The following is an 18618-nucleotide window of genomic DNA, read 5'->3' as shown; positions in this document are numbered from 1 at the left end:
CCGGTTTGTCGCAAACTTTCTAAGCTGCCTGTACGGCAGTGAACTGTTAGAGTTTAAGGCCAGCGGCTTAATAATTAAAGCTTTTTCCCCTTTTCAGCCGCCGATACCCTTTTTTTACGCCTGCTCAGACGCCCATTAGATATCAATAAGTTACGCATAGTGCTAAAAAAAGGGTTGTTGGCGCAACCCTACGTTGCCGCTCTCTGTCGCGCGAGCCTCCTCGCTTAGCACGCTATTTATTGTCACCCACACTTGTAAATTTCTGTAATCGTGGCATTATCCCCGCGCTTTATATTGATTGATTAAAAAGGAATTGAAAATAATGAAAAAATTACTCGCCGCCGTAGTACTCGCCATGACGGTTACCGGCTGTGCACAGCAGACGTTCACGATGAAAAACCAAACGGTCGCCGCGCCTAAGCAGACCACCACACACCACTTCTTTGTCTCCGGCATTGGCCAGAAGAAAACCATTGATGCCGCAGCAGTGTGCGGTGGCGCAGATAAAGTGGTGCGCACCGAAGTGCAGCAAACCTTCCCGAATATCCTGCTGGGCGTCGTGACCTTCGGCATCTACACTCCGCGCGAAGCCCGTATTTATTGCGCCCAATAAATCACTGATACAAATTAACAACAGCCCGCTTACCGCGGGCTGTTTCTCATCTAAACGTTATCCGCTGCCGGCGACGGCCTCAAATCGCGAAGCGGCATAGGTGCATCAAAGAATAAACGCCTCTTGCGTCAGCTCCTGTGTCACACCGGCTAACTGGATAATCACCGGATCGTAGAAAGAGGTGCCCGGAATAACCTCAACGTTAGTCCCCTCTTCGGTATGAACCAACCGTACTTCTGAACCATGACGACTAAATTCGTTATAGCCAATAAACGTCAGATTTGAGGGCTTGCCGTCATAGTCATAGGCGCAGAGATCGTCCATCTTTGATAAATCTATTTTGTCCTGTTCCTGGTCATTGAAGGTGAAATCGGTAATCACATCGGGGTCGTCAGCTGAGCTTACCAGCTCCCATTCATAAAAGAAGGTGTCGTTACCTTCACCGCCGGTCAGCGTATCACCGCCCATTGACGAGGAAATAATCATGTCGTTCCCGGCGCCGCCGTCAATCTCAAAATGCGTTCCTTCCTGACCAACCACCTGATACGCGTCATTATTGGCAATAAAGATAAAATCGTCACCGTCGCCGCCGTCAATTTTGCCGTTATCACTCGGCGCCAACAGCATCAGGCGAACCATAATATCATCGTTGCCGGCGTCCCCCTTCACCCGGAAGTTCTGCCCCATGACATCGATGCGATCGTCGCCCTCACCGCCATAAATAACATCGTTGACCGGCACGACGCTGACGCCATCCGGCGGATTGTTGAGGTCAACCGGATGGAGCGTGCTGATGGTGTCATTACCATCACCGCCCAGAATAATATTATGGCCATCGGTAAAACGTTCACTTTGCAGAACGTCGTCACCGGCCCCCAGATCGACAAAACTGTTGTTGGTAATATAAGCCGCATCGTTATCATCACCGGCAAAAATCACCGCGCCGCTGCCGGTGTAAATCGTATCCTCACCGCTGCCGGCAAACACAATGTCGGCATTATTGCCCTCGGTATTCAGCTTGATGGTATCGTTACCCGTATAGCCAAAGACCAGATCCTTGCCGATAGTGCCATTCAACAAATCGTCCCCTGCCGTGCCGGTGATAATGTTCGGCACCAAAGGTAATAACACATCCCAATCCTCCTGCACGGCCGCCTTTTCAGGCAGATATGCGGCGGTCAGCCTGTTGTTATTCATAACCCTATCCTCTTGATATTTACCATCCGGCGGCATCGTTCATCGCCGGTTTATCCTGCACCATCTTCTGTCACAACATCGTTTATGGTATGCAGGCCCATAGCCATCTCGATGGACCGTGATAAATAGGGTATAGCCAAAGGTGGCGAATAAATAAACGACGGAAGGGTTTATCTGGCTGTGGAGCGCTGCCGTGGCAGGGGATCGTGTGGTTGGTATTTAATTTAACCTCCCCCTGAAATCAGAGGAGGTTTTCTACCTGTTTACCGCTTGGCAAACTCCGCCTTGGCTTTGGCCAACGCATCGTTAAAGCCTTGATTGCCGTGCAGCGCGGCTACCACCGCGGCCCCCATCAAACGTCCGTTATCCACATCGCTTTGCCAGTGGGCGCCGCACACCACGCGGCTCTGACCAAAGTCATAACCCCGTTTCAGGATCTCGGTTTCACGCGCCGGGTTAATCTCCGTCAGCACCAGTGCCGTCGCCCAGCCAAACGAGGCGTGCCCGGAAGGATAGGAGCCCGTTTTTGCCATAGACTTATCCTTTTCCGGCGTACAGGTGCTGTCCTTGTACACCACAAAAGGCCGCACGCGCATATAGTGGTCTTTGGCCGCCCTCATCGCATAGTCGTGACTGTCCTGCAGTACGCCCTGCAGCAGCGCATAGAGAGCCGGGGTTTTTTCTGGCGAAATCTCTTCGCCAAAGGCGGCGGAAAACGCGGCGGAGATATTTTTATAGTCCGCATCGCTGGCCGCCAGCGCCTGACGCTGCGCATCTTTTAACGTTTTGCCCGTCTCATAAGCGGCCTTATCGTTTAAAAACGCCGTGGTGTTTTCCGCCGGCGGCGGCGGTAAGATCTGCAGGCTGTCGGGCGCGGTTTCCGGCGTCAGAAATCCTGGCGTCTGCGCAGCGAATGCGCCAGAGGCGGAGAACAACAGAGCGGCAACTGAACATACGGCAACGCGTTTCTTAAAATGTAATCGCATACTTTTTTATCCCTTTTTAACAAGTCCCGCAGCAAACGGTAGAGGCACTCCGGCGCATGCGCTTAACAAAATATGCTATCAACGCCCATAGCAAAATATTGTTACCTAACAGGTAAATATTGAGATAACGCTTTACAGCGTGACGGCGGATAGTATGAAAAATCCTAGAGCCAGACGAGCAAAAACCTTCCTATTTTCCAGCAAGTAAAAAGAAGTGAGTTTAACAAGATTCGTTATGGCATTTATGTACTTATTAATATATAAAAGGGACGTCCCCGACAAAGGGTCTTTAATAAATGACGACCGATCGCATGATGAAAATCTATCCAAAGTAACAACACCACAGACTGCGATTTTAATTCATTAAAAATAGCAAAAGTAAAAAACCCACCAAATAGTGGGTTTACTCACTGTATGAATACTCATTAGGCATACTTTTTCTCGAAATGACTCTTTACTTCATCAAAAGCAAGATCAGGGTGTTCTCGAGATGTAGCTAATAAAATAATATCACGAGACGCTATCCCTACAGGGTCGATACGATATACAGTCACATCCGCTGTCAACTCGCTGTAGTTGTCATATACCTCATATTTTACACGCGAAGGTTTTTCTCCAGTAAAAACATAAGTATCCAGAAGTTCATTCGTAGTAATTTTTTTCATTTTCATTCTCTCCTTTGTATGTCGAACACTATTCTTAGCGTTTCACAGCAACGTCCACAACTATCTTATGTTGTTAGTTTCCTCACACATCATTTACAAAAATGACAATAAATATTCAATCACATCTATCATAGAGAGGCGCCTACAACACTATGACAACGCAAAGGTGACGTTTTTTTGTACATTTAGTGAAAGGTGTGACGACAAGAGAATTAATACGCCAAACAGATTAAACATACTTAATTATTTTAGCGCAAAATATTAATATTTAAGCATATTGGCGTCTTCCATAAAGCTTTTCAAGTCATAGATCACGCACTTGACGGTGCTGTTATAGCCCTATTTTTAACGTTTTGGTCAATCAATGATTGATAATAAGACAACCGCTAAAATCAAATGGTAATTTAAATTCACTTATGAATAATTACTAATGCTTGCCATAACCCTGACAAATGTTAATATCCCACACCAAAAATATGGTTACCTTTTATGAACTACACACCACTGGAAGCCAGTCTGGAACAAAAATATCCCGCTGAGGGAAACATGGATATTAAAAATGAAGAAAAATATTTTTTTTGGAATCACAGGACTTAGGGCCATTGCTGCCTCTCTTGTTTTGATTGTTCATTCATCAGCAATGTTATCTTTTGGCCACAGCATCAGCCCGCTAGTTATTCTAACAAACTCTGGGGTGGATATATTCTTTATAATAAGTGGTTTTATAATAACATACGCACACTGGAATGATTTCGGTGGGGGAATGGCAAATATTCGCAAGTTCTTTAAAAAAAGAACCATCAGAATATATCCCATGTATGTTATTTTCACATTAATAACAACCGGTATCCTTATTGCAATACCATCGTTATTCTTTAGCTTAAAATATAGCAATAGCCTGCTGCTTTCATCGTTATTTTTCATCCCCTCACAAATGGATAATGGAGATGTCACGCTTATTCTTGCGGTTGCATGGACGTTATCATATGAAGTTGTTTTCTACCTCATATTTGCAATAGCGATGATCTTCCCAAGAAGATATGGCTTAGCATTGATATGTGTCTCTCTAGCACTATGGTCTATATCTCACACAGTATACCAAGGGGAATATATATCAGAATATTTTTTATCAACACTTCCTCTTGAGTTTTTATTTGGGGTATTGCTGTGCTCAGTATTTATGCACAGTGAAAATGGTTTGAGAGTAAATAAACCACTGTCTTACTTTTTAGTTTTGTTATCCATAACGTCCATTCTGACGATACCATTCAATTTTCCTTATGATATAAGTGAGTTTCGCGGAAATGGTCGTTTCATTTATTTTGGAATTCCATCTCTGATTCTCTTCCTTGCCCTATTCAATACAGGGAGGCCTAAGAACCCCATTGTTAGCACATCAATTGAGTTAATTGGAAATGCATCATACGTAACATATCTTTCGCACTTCCTTACTATCGGTGTGATAAAATTCATAATGAAGCGGATTGAAATAATTCAATCAATACCTCTTTCTATTATCGTTATTTTTTCCTGCATCACGTGTACCACTGTGGGAATTTTAGTTCATATTTTTGTCGAGAGAAAAGTTCTAGGATTTCTAAACTCTAGAGCTTAACATTGCAAACAGCGTACGTTAGTGGCGGGATCCCGCCACTAACTCTCACAACACTAACACTCCACCAGAGCATGTCACCGAGACGTAAGCAAGCCATTTCCGGGTTGCCATCTTCTCCAACGAAGACTAAAAACCAATAATAGTTTGACTTAAATTATATTTTTTTCTCTTTCCACCCAGCCAGCCAACCCACATTCCGCCCATTTTTAACCCACCGAGTTTTAAACATCTTCAGAGATTTTGATAACCAATATTCACTCGCTCTAGCACACTCTTGCCCGTGGCAAATCGCTCACTCGCGTCGTGTACGCCGGCGACAGCATTTCGCGCTTCATCGACCACGCTTGTTGCGTGCCCTGACCGGCGAACCATAACGTGGCTCTCCCGGAATTATTGATCCGATCCAGAACGCTCATCAGTTGCTCACTGTTATGCCTCGGCTGGTACTCATCGAACAATCCGAGCTGTGCAACGCCATGGCAGAAGAAGTTCTGCAGCATAACGCCCGCTTTTTGATAGCGATGCCCGGGCTGCCAAATAGCGTCAAAGCAGCGCACGGCCGCTGCGATAATGTCGCGGCTATCTTGCGTTGGCGTGCTCAATTTTATACTTGCCGAATTACCGTAGTATTGCTCATTGATGGCGAACGGACTGGTTTTGAGCCAGGCGCTGATGTGCATGCAGTACTGATGCTCCTTACGGAGTTTTTCTGCCGCCCGCGTCGCGTACATGCAGATAGCCTGGCGCATATCGTCATATTCGGTGATGCGCTCGCCAAACGAACGCGAGCAGAGGATCTGCTGCTTCGTTGGCGCAAATTCTTCAAGCTCCAGGCACGGTTCGCCGCGCAGCTCACGCACCGTTTTTTCTATCACCACGCTAAAATGCTTTCGTATCATTGCCGTGCTGGTATCGGCTAACTGCAGCGCCGTGTCGATCCCCATGATCTGCAGCTTTTTCGCTAGCCGCCGGCCGATGCCCCACACCTCTGCGACAGGCACCAGCCCCATCAGTTTGCGTTGGCGTCCGGCACTGGACAGATCCACCACGCCCCCGGTCCCCGGATACTTTTTCGCCGCATGGTTGGCCAATTTTGCCAGCGTCTTGGTTGGGGCAATGCCGATACCCACCGTCAGGCCGGTATCGCGCAGCACTCTCGCCCTCACCTGGCGGCCGAAGTTTTCCAGTTCAACGCAGCGACGCACGCCGGTCAGATCCATAAAGCTCTCATCAATTGAGTAAATCTCAACGCGCGGCGCCATCTCTTCCAGTACAGACATCACGCGCATCGACATATCAGCGTACAGCTCATAATTGCTGCTGAAGGCGATGCCGCCAGCACGCTCAAAAGGGTGCTTAACCTTGAAGTAAGGCACTCCCATTTTAATGCCGAGAGCCTTTGCCTCTTCGCTTCTGGCCACCACGCAGCCGTCATTATTTGAGAGTACGACGACCGGACGGCCGCGCAGGTCCGGGCGCCACAGCGTTTCGCAGCTCGCGTAAAAGCTGTTCACATCCGCAAGCGCGTACATTATTTGAGCCTCGTAATCGAAGACACGACAACCCCCACCACCTCCAGGCTATCCCCGTCATCCTGTAGAACGATCGGCTCATACTTTGCATTCATCGGCTCCAACTGGGCGCGCGGATGCAAACAAAGACGCTTTACCGTGAACTCCCCGGCAATACTCGCGATAACGATATCGCCATGTGCCGGAGCAATGCTGCGATCGACAACCAGCATCGAGCCTTCAGTGATCCCCGCCTCAAGCATCGAGTCGCCGGTCGCATAGAGAAAATATGTCGCATTAGGATGGCTGATACAGTATTCGTTCAGATCGATGCGCGAGCTGACGTAATCCGCGGCGGGGCTGGGAAAACCAGCGGGCACTTTGTCAGAGAACAGCGGTAGTTCAAGTTTTACCGGGGTTGGCGTTGGAAAAAAGAGAGTCATAATGTTGCCTTGATACTGTGTTTTTATACAGTATAAGCGCAAGATTTTAACGGAGGGAAGTTCGGATATTACTTAGAATTGTAGGGTATTGATCGGTAAAGAAAGATAGATTTTATGGATGAATATGAGGTTCTATCGCCATCTCGGACTGACCCCATAACGTTGCAATGGGCATAAAAAACGGGAGCACTCAGGCTCCCGTTTTCAATCAAACGCTCAACACATTACATGTGTTCGACGATAGCGTCGCCAAACTCTGAACATTTCAGCAGCTTAGCGCCTTCCATCAGGCGTTCGAAGTCATAGGTCACGGTCTTGGCGGCAATGGCGCCTTCCATGCCTTTAACGATCAGGTCAGCCGCTTCGAACCAGCCCAGGTGACGCAGCATCATTTCTGCAGACAGGATAACGGAACCTGGGTTCACTTTGTCCTGGCCGGCATATTTTGGTGCGGTGCCGTGGGTAGCTTCGAACAGCGCGCACTCGTCGCCGATGTTGGCGCCCGGCGCGATGCCGATGCCGCCAACCTGCGCAGCCAGTGCGTCAGAGATGTAGTCGCCGTTCAGGTTCATACAGGCGATCACGTCGTACTCCGCCGGACGCAGCAGGATCTGCTGCAGGAAGGCGTCGGCGATCACGTCTTTAACCACGATCTCTTTACCGGTGTTCGGGTTTTTGATTTTCAGCCACGGGCCGCCGTCAATCAGTTCGCCGCCGAACTCTTCGCGCGCCAGTTCGTAGCCCCAGTCTTTGAAGGCACCTTCGGTGAACTTCATGATGTTGCCTTTGTGAACCAGAGTCACAGAGTCACGGTCGTTGACGATCGCATATTCGATCGCCGCACGCACCAGACGCTTGGTGCCTTCTTCTGAACATGGCTTCACGCCGATGCCGCACTGCTCTGGGAAACGGATTTTCTGCACGCCCATCTCGTCGCGCAGGAATTTGATCACTTTATCCGCTTCGGCAGAGCCGGCTTTCCACTCGATACCGGCGTAGATGTCTTCGGCGTTTTCGCGGAAGATCACCATATCGGTCAGTTCTGGGTGTTTAACCGGGCTAGGGGTGCCCTGGTAGTAACGCACCGGGCGCAGGCAGACATACAGATCCAGCTGCTGACGCAGGGCAACGTTCAGAGAACGGATACCGCCGCCGACCGGGGTGGTCAGTGGGCCTTTGATGGCAACGCGGTAATCGCGGATCAGGTCCAGAGTTTCTTCCGGCAGCCACACGTCTTTCCCGTAAACGTGGGTAGATTTTTCGCCGGTGTAGATTTCCATCCAGGAGATTTTACGCTCGCCGTGGTAAGCCTTCTCAACTGCAGCATTAACCACATTAATCATGGCAGGGGTCACGTCAACGCCGATACCGTCGCCTTCGATGAACGGAATGATCGGGTTATGCGGAACAACCAGTTTACCCTGGGCATCGACCGTAATTTTTTTACCTTCTGCCGGAACAACTACTTTGCTTTCCATCAACCTCTCCTTCAAGCGCAATTTTTGTTAATGCTTTGTAAGATGCGTGTCAATACTACTCGAATATTCAATCCGCGCCAATCCGAAACGGATTCAGTTATAATGCGCCTATCATTCGCAAGTACAATAGATATGAATAAATTCCCTGTTAAAAAACACCAAGTTAAACGATTCAGCCGACCGAATAGCGCCAAACGCCCCGCGGCGTCGGGGCCGCGCCGGGTGGTGTTATTCAACAAGCCCTTCGATGTGCTGCCGCAGTTCACCGATGAAGCCGGCCGCGCCACGCTAAAGGAATTTATTCCCTTTAACGACGTCTACGCCGCCGGCCGCCTGGACCGCGACAGCGAAGGGCTGCTGGTGCTGACCAACGACGGTAAACTGCAGGCGGCGCTCACCCAGCCGGGCAAACGCACCGGCAAAGTCTATTACGTCCAGGTAGAAGGCGATCCGCAGGAGAGCGATCTGGCGCCGCTGCGCAGCGGCGTGACGCTGAAGGACGGCCCCACCCTGCCCGCCGGCGTCGAACGGGTGGCGGAACCCGCCTGGCTGTGGCCGCGTACGCCGCCGATCCGCGAGCGCAAAAGTATCCCCACCAGCTGGCTGAAAATCACGCTGTATGAAGGCCGAAATCGTCAGGTGCGTCGCATGACGGCGCATATCGGGTTCCCTACCCTGCGCCTGATTCGCTACAGTATGGGTAATCTTTCATTGGGCGACTTGCAGCCCGGTGAATGGAAAACCACGGATTCACCGTAGCCAATCGGAGAGTTGCGCCATGAAAACGTTACCTACCCTGCTGTTAACCACGCTGCTGTGCGCCGCCGGCGCGCAGGCCGCCAGTTTCGACTGCCGCCAGGCGGTCGCCAAGGATGAACAGGCGATTTGCGCCAGCCGCTCGCTGAGCGATAAAGACGTTGAAATGGCCACCAAGTATCAGTTTCTGCGCGGCCTGTTCGCCATGGGCTTTCGCGGCGAAATGCAGGACCAGCAAAGCCGCTGGCTGGCAACGCGTAAACAGTGCGGCGGCGACGTCGACTGCCTGAGCAACAGCTACCGCCAGCGCATCGGCGAGCTGGACGCGATTTACAACAAAATCGACCGGCCATTGTAAGGAGGCGCCATGTTCAAACCGCACGTTACCGTCGCCAACGTGGTGCACGCCGCCGGCAAGTTTTTAATCGTCGAAGAGACCGTGAACCATAAGGCGCTGTGGAACCAGCCCGCCGGCCACCTGGAGGCCGACGAGACGCTGCTGCAGGCCGCCGAGCGCGAACTGTGGGAAGAAACCGGCATCCGCGCCGCGCCGCAGTCGTTCCTGAAGATGCATCAGTGGATCGCGCCGGACGGCACGCCGTTCCTGCGCTTTTGCTTCGTCGTCGAACTGCCGGAGATCGCGCCGACCGCGCCGCAGGACAGCGATATCGACCGCTGTCTGTGGCTCAGCGCCGACGAGATTCTGCACGCCCCCAACCTGCGCTCGCCGCTGGTGGCGGAGAGCCTGCGCTGCTACCGGCAGCCCGAGCGCTACCCGCTCTCGCTGATCGGCAGTTTTAACTGGCCGTACTGAAGCACAATAAGTGCCGTGCGCGCAGGCCGCCATCGTGGTAAAATCCTGCGCCTGTTTTTTTATCAGCACGGTTCGTGTTCAAGTTCGTGAGATCCCCATGTCAGACAACAGCCAGAAAAAAGTAATCGTCGGTATGTCCGGCGGCGTCGACTCTTCCGTTACCGCCTATCTGTTACAGCAACAGGGCTACCAGGTCGCTGGGCTGTTTATGAAGAACTGGGAAGAAGACGATGACGAAGAGTACTGCTCCGCAGCGACCGATCTGGCCGACGCTCAGGCGGTATGCGACAAACTCGGCATTGAGCTGCATACGGTCAACTTCGCGGCGGAATACTGGGACAACGTGTTCGAACTGTTTTTGGCAGAGTACAAGGCCGGCCGCACGCCGAACCCGGACATCCTGTGCAATAAAGAGATCAAGTTTAAAGCCTTCCTGGAGTTCGCCGCCGAAGATCTGGGCGCCGACTATATCGCCACCGGCCACTACGTGCGCCGCCAGGACGTTGACGGCAAGAGCCGCCTGCTGCGCGGCGTTGACGGCAACAAAGACCAGAGCTACTTCCTGTATACCCTGAGCCACGAGCAGGTGGCGCAGAGCCTGTTCCCGGTCGGCGAGCTGGAAAAGCCGGAGGTACGCCGCATCGCCGAACAGCTGGAGCTGGTCACCGCCAAGAAAAAAGACTCCACCGGCATCTGCTTTATCGGCGAGCGCAAGTTCCGCGACTTCCTCGGCCGCTACCTGCCGGCGCAGCCCGGCCCGATCGTGACCGTCGACGGTCAGACCATCGGCCAGCATCAGGGGCTGATGTACCACACGCTGGGTCAGCGTAAAGGGCTCGGCATCGGCGGTATGAAAGACAGCAGCGAAGATCCGTGGTACGTGGTCGACAAAGACGTCGCCAACAACCTCCTGATCGTCGCTCAGGGCCACGACCATCCGCGCCTGATGTCGGTCGGCCTGATCGCCCAACAGCTGCACTGGGTCGATCGCCAGCCGCTGACCGCCCCGCTGCGCTGTACGGTGAAAACCCGCTACCGCCAGCAGGATCTGCCGTGCACCATCACCCCGATCGACGAGCAGCGCATCGAAGTGCGCTTCGACGAGCCGGTAGCGGCGGTCACGCCGGGCCAGTCGGCGGTGTTCTACCAGGGCGAAATCTGCCTGGGCGGCGGTATCATCGAACAGCGCCTGCCATTATAAACGGTATTAACCAAGGGGCTAGCCCCTTGGTTACCAGTCTTGAGTACTCAAGACGCTATTTTTTTTCTGATGCCACTTCTTCAAATCACGAATACTTTTTGGCGAAGTATATACCTTGCCTTTACCCTCTTTTAAAACCCGCATGATCCCTAATTCTGCAAGCTTTTTCAGATCATCCCTTGCCGTATTTTCCGCCACCCCCATCCGTTCGGCAATCTCACTTGCCGAGAACAATACACCAGGTTGACTGATCGCCATCAGAACAATATCCCGCTGACGTCCGTTCAACTTGGTCAACAGGCCGGAACGGTAGAACCAGCGAGTAAGCTCCTCACGCGTACGAATGATGTTGCGAATATAGTCGATATACTCCTGTACGGCGCGGGCAATAATTTCACTTTGATAATTAACAAAATAGGTCAAATCCATACCGTCAGTTTCCGTATAAAGGTAGGACTTCACATATTGCGCCGGCGCATTTTTGAGCAATTTACTAATGGAGATATACCGAAAGGCGGTGTAACCGCATTTAAGCATGTATGCATAAAACAACGCTCTTGCGGAACGACCATTACCATCTCTGAATGGGTGCAAATAACCCATCATAAAATGGATAATGCTCGACTTAACCAACGGGTGTAAGTATTTCTCCCCCTGATACGTTTCATGCGGTGTGTTGATAAATTCACACAATCGAGTGAGCCGTTCCTGGAGCTGCGCTGCTGGCGGTGGGGTATGAATCACATTTCCCTCCAAATCAACAACCGCAACATTATCTTCACCCTGCCGGAACTGGCCTGGCGCATAGTTATCATCATTGACACCAACGACCGCAACACGGTGCAACTCAAGAATATAATCCAGAGTGACCTCATCCCCCGCATGTTCAGCAACAAAATTCATCATGCGGTAATTCCCCATGATCATTTTTTCACTTTCATCCCGCGGTAATCTGCCAACTTTGATCATCTCCAACGCAACTCGGCTCGTTGTTGCCGCCCCTTCCAACTGACTGGATGCGATAGATTCCGCAGCAACTAACTCAGCCATAAGATAATCGCCAGCATCAAATTCTTCATAGCGCTCGGCTTCCGCCGCCGAAGAAGTTAAACGATCAACAATTGAACATGAACGCTGTATTACCCCAGTGGTACTAATGCCGGGTTTGTTTTCATCTTCAGCTAATGCCAGCAACGAAAAGCGTTTTAGTGAAATAGTACGTGTCAAGTTGATGACAAACCACATACTGTCGAGTTCTTGCTGCTGCCTGACTCGATGCCTCAACTCGTCGTAATGAAGGTATTTATCTGTAATTTGGTGATATTTATCTACCAAAGCTGAGGGCGAATCAATATTAACATCAGTAATATTGAGTTTAGGTGGTGGCGTAACTCTCATCACTTCACCTCAAAAAGAGTGGAAATTGAGGTAATGATGGCGCTATTACTCATCTAAAACAAGTCAAATGTCAGCAGAAAACACCTTCCAACGCTTAGTTTTCATGCAAACAATGGAAATCTTCCCTATCCTTCCAACCCACCGCGTCAAATAACCTATTCACGCTGGGTTTAGCCAGAGTTTTATGGCATCATTCGCAACATTCACGATCATTATCGTTACCGGCGCGGGCAGAGGTTATCATTTTGCCGCCACGCAGCCTGTCACCGTAAGCCATGTACCGTATACAGGAGTATTCGTGGCGAAGAATTATTATGACATCACGTTGGCCATGGCCGGAATCAGCCAGTCAGCGCGTTTGGTTCAGCAGCTGGCGCACGAAGGGCAATGCGACCGCGAAGCGTTGCACACCTCGCTCAGCAGCCTGTTGCAGATGAACCCCGCCTCCACGCTGGCGGTATTCGGCGGTGAAGAGCGTAATTTGAAAGTCGGCCTGGAAACGCTGATGGGCGTACTGAACGCCAACAATAAAGGCCCCGGCGCCGAACTGACCCGCTACACCATCAGCCTGATGGTGCTGGAGCGCAAGCTCAACGCCAACAAGCAGGCGATGAATACCCTCGGCGAACGCCTTGAACAGCTGGAGCGCCAGCTGGCGCACTTCGAGCTGGAATCCGACACCATTATCAGCGCACTGGCGGGCATCTATGTCGACGTAGTCAGCCCGCTGGGGCCGCGCATTCAGGTCACCGGCTCACCGGCCATTTTGCAAAACAGCCAGGTGCAGGCCAAGGTGCGCGCCACGCTGCTGGCCGGCATCCGCGCCGCCGTGCTGTGGCAACAGGTCGGCGGCAGCCGCCTGCAGTTAATGTTTTCCCGTAATCGTCTGTTCACGCAGGCGCAAAATATCGTTGCTCATTGTTAATTTTCCCAGGAGTTGCTACCGATGGAATTATCCTCACTGACCGCCGTTTCCCCCGTTGACGGACGCTACGGTGATAAAGTCAGCGCACTGCGCACCATTTTCAGCGAATTCGGCCTGCTGAAATTCCGCGTACAGGTTGAAGTACGTTGGCTGCAAAAAATGGCGGCCTGCGCAGAAATCAAGGAAGTTCCTGCTTTTGACGCCGACGCAAACGCTTTCCTCGACAAGATCGTGGCAGAATTCAGCGAAGAAGACGCCCAGCGCATCAAAACCATCGAGCGCACCACCAACCACGATGTGAAAGCGGTCGAATATTTTCTGAAGGAAAAAGTGGCGGCAGTACCGGCGCTGCACGCGGTGTCCGAATTTATCCACTTCGCCTGTACCTCCGAGGATATCAATAACCTGTCCCACGCGCTGATGCTGAGCACCGCCCGTCAGGACGTGGTGCTGCCTTACTGGCGTCAGACCATCGACGCCATCGCCAAACTGGCGCAGGAATACCGTGATATCCCGCTGCTGTCCCGCACCCACGGCCAGCCGGCCACGCCGTCTACCGTCGGTAAAGAGCTGGCCAACGTGGCGTACCGCATGGAGCGTCAGTACCGCCAGCTGGAGCGCGTCGAGATCCTCGGTAAAATCAACGGCGCCGTCGGCAACTACAACGCGCACATCGTCGCCTACCCGGAAGTGGACTGGCACCGCTTCAGCGAAGAGTTCGTCACCTCACTGGGCATTACCTGGAACCCGTACACCACCCAGATCGAACCGCACGACTACATCGCCGAACTGTTCGACTGCATCGCGCGCTTCAACACCATCCTGATCGACTTCGATCGCGATATCTGGGGCTACATCGCGCTGAACCACTTCAAGCAGAAGACCATCGCCGGCGAAATCGGCTCCTCCACCATGCCGCACAAGGTTAACCCGATTGACTTCGAAAACTCCGAAGGCAACCTGGGCCTGGCCAACGCCGTGCTGGGCCACCTGGCGAGCAAACTGCCGGTTTCCCGCTGGCAGCGCGACCTGACCGACTCCACCGTGCTGCGCAACCTGGGCGTGGGCATCGGCTATGCGCTGATCGCCTATCAGGCCACCCTGAAGGGCATCAGCAAGCTGGAAGTGAACCAGGCGCACCTGCTGGATGAACTGGACCACAACTGGGAAGTGCTGGCCGAGCCGATCCAGACCGTAATGCGCCGCTACGGCATTGAAAAGCCGTACGAGAAGCTGAAAGAGCTGACCCGCGGCAAACGCGTGGACGCCGCCGGCATGCAGGCGTTTATCGACGGCCTGGCGCTGCCGGAAGAGGAGAAAACCCGTCTGAAGGCGATGACGCCGGCCAACTATATCGGCCGCGCCACCACCATGGTGGACGAGCTGAAATAATCCGCGCTTATGCGCAGCCAGGCGGCCTCCGGGCCGCCTTTTTCATCCCCCCGCCCTCACCACCCCCGTTCCGTTTAAGTTTGGTTTAACTTCACCCTGCCGTCGTTGAATCAACGTTTACCGGCCGCTGCCGATAATTAAGCCGTAATCCGCTCCCGCAATCCGGGAAAACCGTGCTTAATTGCGTGATACCTATATAATTTGGGTGATTGGAGCCGCACCCGCGCGAAAACAGGAGATTATCGATGCGAATACTGGTGGTTGAAGATAACGGTCTGCTGCGTCATCACCTTTCGGTGCAGATGCGCGAGATGGGACATCAGGTCGACGCGGCGGAAGACAGCAAGGAAGCGGACTATTTCCTGCAGGAACATGCGCCGGATATCGCCATTGTCGATCTCGGCCTGCCGGGCGAAGACGGGCTGGCGCTGATCCGCCGCTGGCGCGCGCACCAGGTCAAACTGCCGATTCTGGTGCTGACCGCCCGCGAAAGCTGGCAGGACAAAGTGGCGGTGCTGGAAGCCGGCGCCGACGACTATGTCACCAAGCCTTTCCACCTGGAAGAGGTGATCGCCCGTATGCAGGCCCTGATGCGCCGCAACAGCGGCCTCGCCTCGCAGGTGATCGTGCTGCCGCCCTTCCAGATCGATCTGTCGCGCCGCGAACTGTGCGTCAACGAGCAGCAGATCAAGCTGACGGCGTTTGAATACACCATCATCGAAACGCTGATCCGCAACGCCGGCAAGGTGGTGAGCAAAGATCTGCTGATGCTGCAGCTCTACCCCGACGCCGAACTGCGCGAAAGCCACACCATCGACGTGCTGATGGGCCGGCTGCGTAAAAAGCTCCAGGCTGAACACCCGCAGGAGGTGATCACCACGGTGCGCGGCCAGGGATACCGCTTCGACATTAAGTGAGTGTTATGTTCAACAGGGATAAAAAACCGTTCTCGCTGCGCGCCCGCTTTCTGATGGCGACCGCCGGCGTCATTCTGGCGCTGTCGCTCTCCTACGGCCTGGTGGCGGTGGTCGGCTATATTGTCAGCTTCGACAAAACCGCCTTCCGCCTGCTGCGCAGCGAGAGCAATCTGTTTTTCAGCCTGGCCCAGTGGAAGGACCAAAAACTCACCATCGCCATTCCGCCGGATATCGATCTGAACTCCCCGACGCTGGTGTTTATCTATGATCAGCACGGCCACCTGCTGTGGAGCCAGCGCCAGATGCCCGAGCTGGAAAGGCTGATCGACAAAAAATGGCTGAAAGAAGCCGGATTTTACGAAATCGACACCGACACCCGCATCAGCAGCGAAGTGCTGGGCGATAACCCCAAGGCGCAGGATCAGCTGAAGGATTACGACGCCTCCGACCAAAATGCGTTAACCCACTCGGTGGCGGTCAATACCTATGCCGCCACCGCGCGCCTGCCGGCGCTGACCATCGTGGTGGTCGACTCCATTCCGCAGGAGCTGCAGCGCTCGGACGTGGTGTGGGAGTGGTTCAGCTACGTGCTGCTGGCCAACCTGCTGCTGGTGGTGCCGCTGCTGTGGCTGGCCGCCTACTGGAGCCTGCGGCCGATCAAAACGCTGATCCATCAGGTCGGCGATCTGGAAAACGGCGAACGCGAGCAGCTGGATGAAAATCCCCCCAGCGAACTGCGCGGCCTGGTGCGCAACCTCAATATTCTGGTGCGCAATGAGCGTCAGCGTTACACCAAGTACCGCACCACGCTGTCCGACCTGACCCACAGCCTGAAAACGCCGCTGGCGGTGCTGCAGACGACGCTGCGCTCGCTGCGTTCCGGCAAGCAGACCACTATCGAAGAGGCGGAGCCGATCATGCTGGAGCAGATCGGCCGCATCTCGCAGCAGATTGGCTATTACCTGCACCGCGCCAGCATCAACTCCGGGCAAACGGTGCTGACGCGCGAGATCCACTCGGTGCCGGCGCTGCTCGACAGCCTGAGCCTGGCGCTGAACAAGGTCTACCAGCGTAAGGGCGTGGTGATTACGCTGGATATTTCGCCGGAGGTCACCTTTATCGGCGAGAAAAACGACTTTATGGAAGTGATGGGCAACGTGCTGGAAAACGCCTGTAAATACTGCCTGGAGTTTGTCGAAGTCACCACCCTGCACTCCGACGAACACCTGACCATCGTGGTGGACGATGACGGCCCCGGCATTCCGCAGAGCAAACGCTCGCTGATCTTCCAGCGCGGCCAGCGCGTCGACACCCTCAGCCCCGGTCAGGGGCTGGGCCTGTCGGTGGCGGCGGAAATTATCGAGCAGTATGACGGGGAGATCGCCATCGCCGACAGCCCGCTCGGCGGCGCGCGCATGATGGTCACCTTTGCCCGCCAGTACGACGCACACGGCGAATAATGCCGCACACCGGCGCGCCACGCGCCGGATCTCTGCCGACAATGCTGCAGCTTCAGCGGCGAAGAGTATATAATCCTCTACAGGCACACTCCTCTCCTGGAATACAACATGGATTATCAATTAGATCTGGACTGGCGCGATTTTCTGCAGCGTTATTGGCAAAAGCGTCCGGTGATTCTCAAGCGCGGCTTTAAAAACTTTATCGATCCGATCTCTCCGGACGAACTGGCCGGGCTGGCAATGGAAAATGAGGTAGACAGCCGAGTCGTCAGCCATCAGGACGGGCGCTGGCAGGTGGCGCACGGGCCTTTCGAAAGTTATGACCACCTGGGTGAAAACAACTGGTCGCTGCTGGTGCAGGCGGTGGACCACTGGCACGAGCCCTCCGGCGCGCTGATGCGCCCGTTCCGCCAGCTGCCGGACTGGCGCATGGACGATCTGATGATCTCCTTCTCGGTGCCGGGCGGCGGCGTAGGGCCGCACCTCGACCAATACGACGTATTTATCATTCAGGGCACCGGCCGCCGCCGCTGGCGCGTCGGGGAAAAAGTGCCGATGAAGCAGCACTGCCCGCATCCGGACCTGCTGCAGGTGGAGCCGTTCGACGCCATTATCGATGAAGAGATGGAGCCGGGCGATATTCTCTATATCCCGCCGGGCTTCCCGCATGAGGGCTACGCGCTGGAAAACGCGCTCAACTATTCGGTCGGTTTCCGCACGCCCAACGGCCGGGAGCTGATCAGCGGCTTCGCCGATTACGTACTGGCGCGCGAGCTGGGCAGCCAGCGCTATAGCGACCCCGATATTCAGCTGCGTGAGCACCCGGCCGAGGTGCTGCCGCAGGAGGTGGATGCGCTGCGGACGATGATGCTGGATCTGGTGCAGCAGCCGGAGCACTTCCAGCAGTGGTTCGGCGAGTTTATTTCGCAGTCGCGCCACGAGCTGGACGTCGCGCCGCCGGAGCCGCCGTATCAGGCCGGTGAAATCTACGAACTGCTGCAACAGGGCGAAACCCTGCAGCGTCTGGGCGGACTGCGCGTGCTGCGCGTCGGCGACCGCTGCTTCGTCAACGGGGAGCTGATTGATACCGAGCATCTGCAGGCCGCCGATGCCTTGTGCCAACACTTCAGCGTCGATGCCGGGCTGCTGGGGGACGCCGTCGACGATCCTTCCTTCCTCGCCCTGCTGACCGCCCTGATCAACAACGGCTACTGGTATTTTAACGACTGACGCCGCCGCTACGACGC

General features: G+C 53.7%; 18 protein-coding genes and 1 CRISPR repeat array (1 of these 19 running past the window's edge). Of the genes, 11 read left to right on the top strand and 7 right to left on the bottom strand.

Features of this window, described 5'->3' with window-relative positions:
* Window positions 1–44: a CRISPR direct-repeat array (repeat unit 28 nt; unit sequence TTTCTAAGCTGCCTGTACGGCAGTGAAC); it reaches 284 nt to the left of the window's first position.
* Between the two features lie 278 nt (window positions 45–322).
* The gene (locus I6G83_RS16450; RefSeq protein ID WP_054306377.1) at window positions 323–613 is read left to right on the top strand and encodes a Bor family protein; all 291 of its coding nucleotides are present in this window, start codon (window positions 323–325) and stop codon (window positions 611–613) included.
* A 105-nt stretch (window positions 614–718) separates the two neighbouring features.
* Here I6G83_RS16450 and I6G83_RS16445 read toward each other — a convergent pair whose 3' ends face one another.
* From I6G83_RS16445 to I6G83_RS16435, 3 genes are all read right to left on the bottom strand, one after another.
* Window positions 719–1810: a calcium-binding protein gene (locus I6G83_RS16445; protein ID WP_054306376.1), complete on the bottom strand. Its 1092-nt coding sequence runs from the start codon at window positions 1808–1810 to the stop codon at window positions 719–721.
* A 263-nt stretch (window positions 1811–2073) separates the two neighbouring features.
* A complete protein-coding gene (locus I6G83_RS16440) occupies window positions 2074–2796 on the bottom strand; it encodes an acid phosphatase (RefSeq protein WP_054306375.1) in 723 nt (240 codons plus the stop codon).
* Window positions 2797–3221: 425 nt separating this feature from the next.
* A complete protein-coding gene (locus I6G83_RS16435; protein WP_138111448.1) occupies window positions 3222–3461 on the bottom strand; it encodes a hypothetical protein in 240 nt (79 codons plus the stop codon).
* A gap of 559 nt (window positions 3462–4020) precedes the next feature.
* Between I6G83_RS16435 and I6G83_RS16430 the strand changes: the two genes are divergently transcribed.
* A complete protein-coding gene (locus tag I6G83_RS16430; RefSeq protein WP_072186123.1) occupies window positions 4021–5076 on the top strand; it encodes an acyltransferase family protein in 1056 nt (351 codons plus the stop codon).
* Between the two features lie 263 nt (window positions 5077–5339).
* Here the strand turns inward: I6G83_RS16430 and umuC are convergent, their stop codons facing one another.
* The 3 genes from umuC to icd all read right to left on the bottom strand — a co-directional run bounded on the left by umuC (window position 5340) and on the right by icd (window position 8508).
* The gene (gene umuC, locus I6G83_RS16425; RefSeq protein ID WP_054306373.1) at window positions 5340–6608 is read right to left on the bottom strand and encodes a translesion error-prone DNA polymerase V subunit UmuC; all 1269 of its coding nucleotides are present in this window, start codon (window positions 6606–6608) and stop codon (window positions 5340–5342) included.
* The gene (gene umuD / locus I6G83_RS16420) at window positions 6608–7030 is read right to left on the bottom strand and encodes a translesion error-prone DNA polymerase V autoproteolytic subunit (RefSeq protein WP_054306372.1); all 423 of its coding nucleotides are present in this window, start codon (window positions 7028–7030) and stop codon (window positions 6608–6610) included. The genes umuC and umuD overlap by 1 nt, the downstream gene beginning before the upstream one ends.
* A gap of 224 nt (window positions 7031–7254) precedes the next feature.
* Window positions 7255–8508: an NADP-dependent isocitrate dehydrogenase gene (gene icd, locus I6G83_RS16415; protein WP_015671998.1), complete on the bottom strand. Its 1254-nt coding sequence runs from the start codon at window positions 8506–8508 to the stop codon at window positions 7255–7257.
* A gap of 132 nt (window positions 8509–8640) precedes the next feature.
* Between icd and rluE the strand changes: the two genes are divergently transcribed.
* The 4 genes from rluE to mnmA all read left to right on the top strand — a co-directional run bounded on the left by rluE (window position 8641) and on the right by mnmA (window position 11279).
* A complete protein-coding gene (rluE, locus tag I6G83_RS16410) occupies window positions 8641–9267 on the top strand; it encodes a 23S rRNA pseudouridine(2457) synthase RluE (RefSeq protein WP_062778974.1) in 627 nt (208 codons plus the stop codon).
* A gap of 19 nt (window positions 9268–9286) precedes the next feature.
* Window positions 9287–9622 (top strand): lysozyme inhibitor LprI family protein, encoded by a 336-nt coding sequence (locus I6G83_RS16405; RefSeq protein ID WP_054306464.1) that lies wholly within the window; start codon window positions 9287–9289, stop codon window positions 9620–9622.
* 9 nt (window positions 9623–9631) lie between these two features.
* Window positions 9632–10078 carry an NUDIX hydrolase gene (locus I6G83_RS16400; RefSeq protein ID WP_015671995.1) on the top strand — a complete coding sequence of 149 codons (447 nt, stop codon included), beginning with the start codon at window positions 9632–9634 and terminating at the stop codon, window positions 10076–10078.
* 97 nt (window positions 10079–10175) lie between these two features.
* Complete coding sequence (gene mnmA / locus I6G83_RS16395) at window positions 10176–11279, top strand: tRNA 2-thiouridine(34) synthase MnmA (protein WP_054306469.1); 1104 nt, start codon at window positions 10176–10178, stop codon at window positions 11277–11279.
* Window positions 11280–11309: 30 nt separating this feature from the next.
* Here mnmA and I6G83_RS16390 read toward each other — a convergent pair whose 3' ends face one another.
* Complete coding sequence (locus tag I6G83_RS16390; RefSeq protein ID WP_072186127.1) at window positions 11310–12677, bottom strand: Fic family protein; 1368 nt, start codon at window positions 12675–12677, stop codon at window positions 11310–11312.
* Between the two features lie 298 nt (window positions 12678–12975).
* On the opposite strand from I6G83_RS16390, the gene hflD reads away from it, so the two are divergent.
* The 5 genes from hflD (at window position 12976) to I6G83_RS16365 (ending at window position 18601) form a co-directional block, all read left to right on the top strand.
* A complete protein-coding gene (gene hflD, locus I6G83_RS16385) occupies window positions 12976–13602 on the top strand; it encodes a high frequency lysogenization protein HflD (RefSeq protein WP_015671993.1) in 627 nt (208 codons plus the stop codon).
* Window positions 13603–13623: 21 nt separating this feature from the next.
* On the top strand, window positions 13624–14994 hold the full coding sequence (gene purB, locus I6G83_RS16380; RefSeq protein WP_054306462.1) for an adenylosuccinate lyase: 1371 nt from the start codon (window positions 13624–13626) through the stop codon (window positions 14992–14994).
* Between the two features lie 245 nt (window positions 14995–15239).
* A complete protein-coding gene (gene phoP / locus I6G83_RS16375) occupies window positions 15240–15911 on the top strand; it encodes a two-component system response regulator PhoP (protein ID WP_015671991.1) in 672 nt (223 codons plus the stop codon).
* Window positions 15912–15916: 5 nt separating this feature from the next.
* On the top strand, window positions 15917–17371 hold the full coding sequence (gene phoQ / locus I6G83_RS16370; RefSeq protein WP_054306461.1) for a two-component system sensor histidine kinase PhoQ: 1455 nt from the start codon (window positions 15917–15919) through the stop codon (window positions 17369–17371).
* 108 nt (window positions 17372–17479) lie between these two features.
* A complete protein-coding gene (locus I6G83_RS16365) occupies window positions 17480–18601 on the top strand; it encodes a ribosomal protein uL16 3-hydroxylase (protein WP_054306460.1) in 1122 nt (373 codons plus the stop codon).
* Window positions 18602–18618: the final 17 nt, after the last annotated feature.

Source organism: Serratia rubidaea (genome assembly GCF_016026735.1).
In the GTDB taxonomy this organism is placed as follows: Bacteria; Pseudomonadota; Gammaproteobacteria; order Enterobacterales; family Enterobacteriaceae; genus Serratia_B; species Serratia_B rubidaea.
The sequence above is the reverse complement of the archived record's forward strand: the minus strand, read 5'-3'. Positions and strand labels throughout refer to the sequence as shown.

Excerpts from the sequence above, each read along its gene's own strand:
- I6G83_RS16450 (WP_054306377.1), top strand. The coding sequence starts at position 323 with ATGAAAAAATTACTCGCCGCCGTAGTACTCGCCATGACGGTTACCGGC.
- I6G83_RS16445 (WP_054306376.1), bottom strand. The coding sequence starts at position 1,810 with ATGAATAACAACAGGCTGACCGCCGCATATCTGCCTGAAAAGGCGGCC.
- I6G83_RS16440 (WP_054306375.1), bottom strand. The coding sequence starts at position 2,796 with ATGCGATTACATTTTAAGAAACGCGTTGCCGTATGTTCAGTTGCCGCT.
- I6G83_RS16435 (WP_138111448.1), bottom strand. The coding sequence starts at position 3,461 with ATGAAAAAAATTACTACGAATGAACTTCTGGATACTTATGTTTTTACT.
- I6G83_RS16430 (WP_072186123.1), top strand. The coding sequence starts at position 4,021 with ATGAAGAAAAATATTTTTTTTGGAATCACAGGACTTAGGGCCATTGCT.
- umuC (WP_054306373.1), bottom strand. The coding sequence starts at position 6,608 with ATGTACGCGCTTGCGGATGTGAACAGCTTTTACGCGAGCTGCGAAACG.
- umuD (WP_054306372.1), bottom strand. The coding sequence starts at position 7,030 with ATGACTCTCTTTTTTCCAACGCCAACCCCGGTAAAACTTGAACTACCG.
- icd (WP_015671998.1), bottom strand. The coding sequence starts at position 8,508 with ATGGAAAGCAAAGTAGTTGTTCCGGCAGAAGGTAAAAAAATTACGGTC.
- rluE (WP_062778974.1), top strand. The coding sequence starts at position 8,641 with ATGAATAAATTCCCTGTTAAAAAACACCAAGTTAAACGATTCAGCCGA.
- I6G83_RS16405 (WP_054306464.1), top strand. The coding sequence starts at position 9,287 with ATGAAAACGTTACCTACCCTGCTGTTAACCACGCTGCTGTGCGCCGCC.
- I6G83_RS16400 (WP_015671995.1), top strand. The coding sequence starts at position 9,632 with ATGTTCAAACCGCACGTTACCGTCGCCAACGTGGTGCACGCCGCCGGC.
- mnmA (WP_054306469.1), top strand. The coding sequence starts at position 10,176 with ATGTCAGACAACAGCCAGAAAAAAGTAATCGTCGGTATGTCCGGCGGC.
- I6G83_RS16390 (WP_072186127.1), bottom strand. The coding sequence starts at position 12,677 with ATGAGAGTTACGCCACCACCTAAACTCAATATTACTGATGTTAATATT.
- purB (WP_054306462.1), top strand. The coding sequence starts at position 13,624 with ATGGAATTATCCTCACTGACCGCCGTTTCCCCCGTTGACGGACGCTAC.
- phoP (WP_015671991.1), top strand. The coding sequence starts at position 15,240 with ATGCGAATACTGGTGGTTGAAGATAACGGTCTGCTGCGTCATCACCTT.
- phoQ (WP_054306461.1), top strand. The coding sequence starts at position 15,917 with ATGTTCAACAGGGATAAAAAACCGTTCTCGCTGCGCGCCCGCTTTCTG.
- I6G83_RS16365 (WP_054306460.1), top strand. The coding sequence starts at position 17,480 with ATGGATTATCAATTAGATCTGGACTGGCGCGATTTTCTGCAGCGTTAT.